This window comes from Streptosporangiales bacterium, assembly GCA_009379825.1.
Taxonomy (GTDB): Bacteria; Actinomycetota; Actinomycetes; order Streptosporangiales; family WHST01; genus WHST01.
The window spans coordinates 47,805-54,270 of sequence record WHTA01000036.1 but is presented as its reverse complement, the minus strand read 5'-3'; the positions used below and the strand labels follow the sequence as shown (position 1 = coordinate 54,270).

Below are 6,466 nucleotides of genomic sequence, written 5' to 3'. Positions count from 1 at the left end.
GACTACGAAGACTCATACCTACCCACCGGCTCCATGGGCGGTACCGCCGAGGAGGCCCTCGACACAGCCTGCGGTCTCTACCTCGCCGACCCGACCGCCTGGACCTGAGCCCCCGACGAACTTCCGGAGATGCCCACTAGCGCCGACGCTGATGCTCGGCATCTTCTGGCGGCGCGGCAACGCCGTCGGCGCGGTGGCCAGCATGGTCTCCGGCTTCGTCACGTCAGCGTCGAGGCGGTGTTCGACGACGGGTCGCGTCTGGTCGTGGTGACCGACCCGTTCGGTCCGGCCCCGGGTCCGGCGGCCGGTGATGAGCTCGACGCGGTCGCGGCCGGACAGCTGCCTCCCGGCACCGTGCTGTCCTCGGCCGCCGCGCAGCGCCGGCCGTACGACGCCGCGCGGGAACGGTCGGGCCTGGTGAGCGTGGACGTCATGAACACCGGGGAGGTGCCGATCAGCATCACGTCGCACTTCCACTTCTTCGAGGTGAACCCGCGGCTGCGGTTCGACCGGGCCGCCGCTTACGGGCGCAGGCTCGCGCTGCCTGGTGGTGCCACGGTCCGGTTCGCGCCAGGGGAGCGGCGGTCGGTGGAGCTGGTGTCGATTGGTGGCGAGCGTGTCGCGGTCGGGTTCTCCGGTCTGGTGGACGGGCCGCTGGATGACGAGGCGGTGCGGCAGGCGGCGTTCCGGCGGGCCCGCGAGGCCGGGCTGATGAGCGAGGGGGAGGCATGAGCACGACGGGTGCGGCGCGGTTCTACCAGGGCGACCGGGTCGTGCTCGGCGACTCCGGCCTGGTCGTCGAGGTGGAGGCGGACGCGGAGCGGCCCGGCGACGAGTTCAGCGTCGGCTTCGCGCAGACTGCGCGCGATGGGCTGCACCTCAAGGCCGCCGCCGCCACCGAGACCTGTGACATCGCCGTCGTCAATGGCCTGGTGCTGGACCCGCTGCTCGGCGTGGTGCGCACCTCGATCGGGGTCAGGGAAGGGCGGATCGCTGCGATCGGCCGGGCCGGGAACCCGGACACCGTGGACGGGGTCGACGTCGTGGTCGGCACCGGCACGACGATCGTCGACGCTGACGGGCTGCTGGTGACGCCGGGCGTCATCGATACGCATGTGCATCTGATCAGTCCGCCGGTGTTGGCGGAGGCGTTGGCGAGTGGGGTGACCACGGTCATCGGTCAGGAGTTCGGGCCGGTGTGGGGAGTGGGCGTGAACTCGCCGTGGGCGCTGCGGACGGCGATGGCGGGGTTCGACGACTGGCCGGTCAACGTCGGCTTCCTGGGCCGTGGTGCGTCGTCGCGTCCGGAACCGCTCGTGGAGGCACTGGTCGCCGGTGGGGCGTGCGGGTTCAAGGTGCACGAGGACCTGGGGGCGCATCCGCGGGCGCTGGACACGGCGCTGACGGTGGCGGACGAGTACGACGTGCAGGTCGCGCTGCACACCGATGGGTTGAACGAGTCCGGGTCGGTCGCCGACACGCTGGTGGTGATCGGTGGCCGCGTCGTGCATGCCTTCCACATCGAGGGGTGCGGCGGTGGGCACGTCCCCGACGTGTTGCAGATGGCCGGAGTACGCAACGTCATTGGTTCGTCCACGAACCCGACGCTGCCGTACGGGCGGGACGCGGTCGCGGAGCACCTACCGATGATCATGGCCGTCCATGGATGCGCGATCGACCGCGAGGCGAGTGAGCAGCGGGCGGCTGAGCGGGTGCGGGGCAGCACCATGGCGGCCGAGGACGTGCTCCACGATCTGGGTGTCATCCCGATCACGTCGTCGGACGCCCAAGGCATGGGCCGCGCCGGTGAGACGGTGCGGCGCACGTTCGCACTCGCCGGGAAGATGAAGGCCGAGCGCGGCCCGGAGCACGACCGGCACGACAACGCCCGGGTAATGCGCTATCTGGCGAAACTGACGATCAACCCGGCGGTCGCGCACGGGCTGAGCCACGACGTCGGCACCGTGCAGGTCGGCCGGCGCGCAGACCTGGTGCTGTGGGACGCCGCCAGGTTCGGCACCACCCCCGAGCTGGTCCTGAAGTCCGGCTTCCCCGCCTGGGGCGTCACCGGTGACCCCAACGCGTCGATCGAACAGTCCGAGCCGCTGGTGCTCGGCCGCCACCTCGGCGGGCACGGCGGCGCCGCCGCCGACCTGTCGGTGGCGTACGTGAGCGCCGCCGCTGTCGCCGACGGACACGACCGACTGCCCACCCGCCGGATGCGCGTGGCCGTCGAGAACACCCGCGCGGTCGACCTGACCAGCATGATCCACCACGGCCGCCTCGGCACCGTCGAGGTCGACGCCGCCTCCGCCGCCGTGTCGCTCGACGGCTACCTGCTGACCAGCGAACCGGCCGAGCAGGTCGCGCTCTCGCGCCGGTACTACCTGTGAGGCGCGGCCGCCGTCGCGGAGTCAGACCAGCAGTGCGAGTGGGTTCTCGATCGCCTCGACGAACGCGCGGAGCCAGTTGGCGGCGACGGCGCCGTCGAGCACCCGGTGGTCGACGGACAGCGTCACCGCCATCATGGTGCGGACCACGACATCTCCGTCCGCCACCACCGGTTCGGGGCGTGCGGCGCTGACGGCGAGGATCCCGGCGTGCGGCGGGTTGATGATCGCGGCGAACTCCTCGACGTCGTACATGCCCAGATTCGACACCGTGAAGCTGCCGCCCTCGAGCTCGTGCTGCCGCAGCCCACCACCTCGGGCGCGGCCGGCCAGGTCGGCGATCTCCGTTGCCAGCGCGGACACCGACTTCGCGGCGACGTCCCGTACGACGGGGGTGAGCAAGCCGGTGTCGGTCGAGACCGCCACCGCCACGTCGATAGTGTCGAACCGGACCGTCGCTTCTTCGGTCCAGATCGCGTTGGCCGCCGGCACTGCGCGGTGGGCGACGGCGACCGCACGGACGACGAGGTCGGTCACGCTGACCTTGGTGGGCTGGGCTTCGTTGATCTGCGCCCGCAGGGCGAGCAGGTCGTCGACCCGGCACCGTCCACGCAGGTAGAAATGCGGCACCGCCGCCTGCGACTCGGTGAGCCGGCGGGCGATCGCGCGCCGCATCGGAGTGTGCGGCACCTGGACGCCATAGCCCCGGCTGCACGGCAGCCGGGGCTATGGCGCGTTCCCGCGCGGCCAGGTGTGCCTCCAGGTCGCGGCGGACGATCCGCCCGTGCGGCCCGGTACCGTTCAGCATGGCGAGGTCGACCCCGTGCTCGTTCGACAGCCGGCGTACCAGTGGGCTGGCGAACAGCCGGGTGGCGTCGGATGTCGGTTGTGGTTCCCGGTCGGCAGCTGGGTCCGGGGCAGGCGGTGGGCCGGGTGGCACTTCCGCCCCGTCGACCTGCTCGTCCGCGGAGTCGAGGATGACGGCGATCGGTGTACCGACCGCCACGCTGGCACCTTCGTCCACCAGGAGCTCACCGATCACACCGGAGTGCTCAAGCGGCAGCTCGACGACTGCCTTCTCGGTCTCGATCTCGGCCAGCTTCTCCCCGGCGGCAGCGGTTGCGCCCTTGCTGACCAGCCAGGTCGAGATCGTCGCCTCGCTGGCGCCGGCCAGCACTTCGGGCATCCGGATGACGACGGCCATCAGCGTCCCATCCCCTCGCGCACCCGACCGAGCCCGTCCACCACGCCGTCGGTCCCGGCGATCGCGGCGCGCTCGAGCACCTTCGAGATGCTCGGCGCGGACTCGCTGCCGGTGACCCGCTGCACCGGCTGGTCCAGCCAGTCGAACAGTCGACGTTGGATCTCGTCGGCCAGCCAGCCGCCGTACGACGTCCCGGAAGCCCCCTGCTCCACGATGAGCACCGCGTTCGTCTTGCGTACCGAGGCCTCGATCGTTGCCCAGTCCAGGCTCGCCTTGTCCAGCCAGCGCAGGTCGACGACCTCCGCGTCGATCCCTGCCTGTTCGACCGCCTTGAGCACAGCGGAGGTCATCGAGAGGTAGGTGAGCACGGTCACGTCGGAACTCTGCCGACGTACCCCGGCTGCACCGAACGGCAACTGGTAGTCGAGATCATCGGCAGGCACCTCGCCAGGGGTGCTGTAGAGATCGACGTGTTCGAGCACGAGCACCGGGTCGTCCAGGCTCAGCGCCGTGTTCATCAGCCCTACGTAGTCGAACGGGGTCGACGGTGCGACGATCCGCCAGCCGGGGCAGGTGGCGAAGACGCCGGCGGGGTCCATCGAGTGCTGGGAGCCGTATCCGTTGCCCATCGCGACCTTCGCGCGCAGCACCAGCGGCACCGGCTCGGTGCCGCCGAACATGTGCCTGGCCTTGCCGATCTGGTTGAACAGCTGGTCGCCGGCGACCCAGAGGAAGTCGGCGTACATGAGTTCCACGATCGGGCGGAACCGGCCGTCGAGTGCGATACCGCCCGCCGCTCCGGTGAACGCGTTCTCTGATCGGGGTGCCGAGCACGCGGTCGGGGTACTTCGCGGCCAGCCCTTTCGTCGCGCCGTTGGTGCCGCCGCGGAGGCGGTGGATGTCCTCACCGAGCACGACTATCCGTTCGTCGGTCGTCATCCGGCGGTCGAGAACGGCGGCGATCGCCTCGACGAAGCTGCGTTCGGTGACCTCGCCGTGGTAGGTGTCGTGTTCGAGCGTGCGTGCGCCGCTCAGTTCGGTGAGATCGCCGCGGACACCGACGTCGACGAAGTGTGGATCGGGCCACAGATCAGGGCGAATGCGGCGGCCACCGCCTGGTGCGTCGTCCGGTGCGGGTTCCACGAGCGCATCGACCGCCGCGCTCATCGCCGCCTGCGCAGCCTTGCGCACACCCTCGACGGCGGGTTCGTCGAGCAGCCCGCGCCTGACCAGCTCGCGGCCGACCCGCACGACCGGGTCGCGGTCACGCCAAGCTTGCTCCTCGTCCTTGCTCCGGTAGCCGAAGGCGCTGCCTGGGTAGGGGCCGTTCTGGTGGAGGTAGCGGTAGACCTCCGCTTCCACAAGGGTCGGTCGACCGCCGGTGCGCATGTGTTCGACCGCCTCCTGTGTGGCGAGGTGCACGGCGAGCGGGTCCATGCCGTCGACCCGCCAGGCGGGGATGTTGAAACCGGGCCCCCTGGCGGACAACCGCGTCTCTCCGGTGGCCTCGTCGACGTGCGTGGACACCGCGTAGAGGTTGTTCTCGACGAAGAAGCACACCGGTAGTCGCCAGGCGGCGGCGAGGTTCATGCTCTCCAGCGTGGAGCCGATGTTCATCGCGCCGTCACCGAAGTAGGTGATGGTGACGTCGTTGGTGCCCGCGTGCCGTTGCGCCCATGCGTTCCCGACGGCCTGCGGTACGCCACCACCGACGATCGCGTTCGTGCCGAGTGCACCGGCTTCTCGCCACTGCAGGTGCATGGATCCGCCGCGCCCGCCGCAGAACCCCTGGCTGAGGCCGAGGATCTCGGCGAGAGTCCGTTGGAGTAGGCCCTGGACGTCGCCGCCGATCGGCGCGGTCGGATCGAGCGACCCGGCGACGTGGTCGAGAGCCTTCGCCAGGAACTGGTGGTGTGCCCGGTGTGAACCGTTCACGCTGTCGGTGCTGCGCAACAGTCGTGCCATCGAACCGACCGCCCCGCCCTCCTGGCCGATGCTGGAGTGCGCCGGACCGTGGACCAGGCTCTCGCCGGCCAGGTCCAGCACGGTCTCCTCGAAGGCGCGGATCAGGTGCAGCTGGGTCAGCATGGTGGCCAGCAGAGCAGGATCGGCGTCGTCCCAGTCTTGTGCTGTGGTGCGCAACTCCACCCAGTCGGGGCCGGGCTCGAGCTTCGTCCGACGAGGCATGGGAGTCCGTCCTTCCTTGGTACGGCGACTGGGGTCAGTAAACCGCCAGATTGGATACATATTCAATCCCTCTCGGGCGACTGCTTGGAGTTCGTGCCGAAGCTGGCGCAAGATAGGATCCAAAGGAGGTTCTGGTGATGGCGCTTTCAGGGTTGGCCGGAACCGAGCACATCGGCTTCACCGTGCCCGATCTCGACGAGGCGGAACGGTTCTTCGTGGACGTGATCGGCTGCGAGCGGGTGTACTCGCTCGGACCGTTCGCGTCCGATGATGACTGGATGTGTGAACACCTCAACGTGCACCCACGTACGGTGATGCGTGATCTGCGGTTCTTCCGTTGCGCCACCGGGGTGAACTTCGAGATCTTCCAGTACGAGGCAGCCGACCAGTCGGCAGCTCCGCCGTCGAACAGCGATGTCGGTGGTCACCACCTCGCCTTCTACGTCGACGACCTCGACGCCGCGGTGGCCTACCTGCGCGAACGAGGTGTTCGGGTGCTCGGCGAGCCGACCGCGAGCAGCGGCGCGAGCACCGGGCAGCGTTGGGTGTACTTCCTCACGCCCTGGGGGATGCAGCTCGAGCTGGTCAGCTACCCCGCAGGTAAGCGGTACGAGGCAGACGCTGCGACGATCCTGTGGCATCCGGCCAGGCCGGCCGAATGACCGGACCGAGGGCGGTCGTGTCC

The 6,466-nt window shown here is 69.8% G+C and carries 3 protein-coding genes and 2 pseudogenes; 3 read left to right on the top strand and 2 right to left on the bottom strand.

Features of this window, described 5'->3' with window-relative positions:
* Positions 1 to 129: 129 nt before the first annotated feature.
* Positions 130 to 732 carry an urease subunit beta gene (ureB, locus tag GEV07_17740; GenBank protein MQA04476.1) on the top strand — a complete coding sequence of 201 codons (603 nt, stop codon included), beginning with the start codon at positions 130 to 132 and terminating at the stop codon, positions 730 to 732.
* Positions 729 to 2,393 (top strand): urease subunit alpha, encoded by a 1,665-nt coding sequence (locus tag GEV07_17735; GenBank protein ID MQA04475.1) that lies wholly within the window; start codon positions 729 to 731, stop codon positions 2,391 to 2,393. Before ureB ends, GEV07_17735 begins: the two co-directional genes overlap by 4 nt.
* A gap of 21 nt (positions 2,394 to 2,414) precedes the next feature.
* Here GEV07_17735 and GEV07_17730 read toward each other — a convergent pair.
* Both GEV07_17730 and GEV07_17725 read right to left on the bottom strand, forming a co-directional pair.
* Positions 2,415 to 3,594, bottom strand: a pseudogene (locus GEV07_17730) (pyruvate dehydrogenase complex dihydrolipoamide acetyltransferase).
* Positions 3,594 to 5,781 (bottom strand): annotated as a pseudogene (locus GEV07_17725) (MFS transporter). The pseudogenes GEV07_17730 and GEV07_17725 overlap by 1 nt, the downstream one beginning before the upstream one ends.
* 137 nt (positions 5,782 to 5,918) lie before the next feature.
* On the opposite strand from GEV07_17725, the gene GEV07_17720 reads away from it, so the two are divergent.
* Positions 5,919 to 6,443, top strand: a complete 525-nt coding sequence (locus tag GEV07_17720; GenBank protein MQA04474.1) for a VOC family protein — start codon at positions 5,919 to 5,921, stop codon at positions 6,441 to 6,443.
* Positions 6,444 to 6,466: the final 23 nt, after the last annotated feature.

What these genes read in the sequence shown, in the direction of transcription:
- ureB (MQA04476.1), top strand. Translation starts at nt 130, where the DNA reads ATGCCCACTAGCGCCGACGCTGATGCTCGGCATCTTCTGGCGGCGCGG.
- GEV07_17735 (MQA04475.1), top strand. Translation starts at nt 729, where the DNA reads ATGAGCACGACGGGTGCGGCGCGGTTCTACCAGGGCGACCGGGTCGTG.
- GEV07_17720 (MQA04474.1), top strand. Translation starts at nt 5,919, where the DNA reads ATGGCGCTTTCAGGGTTGGCCGGAACCGAGCACATCGGCTTCACCGTG.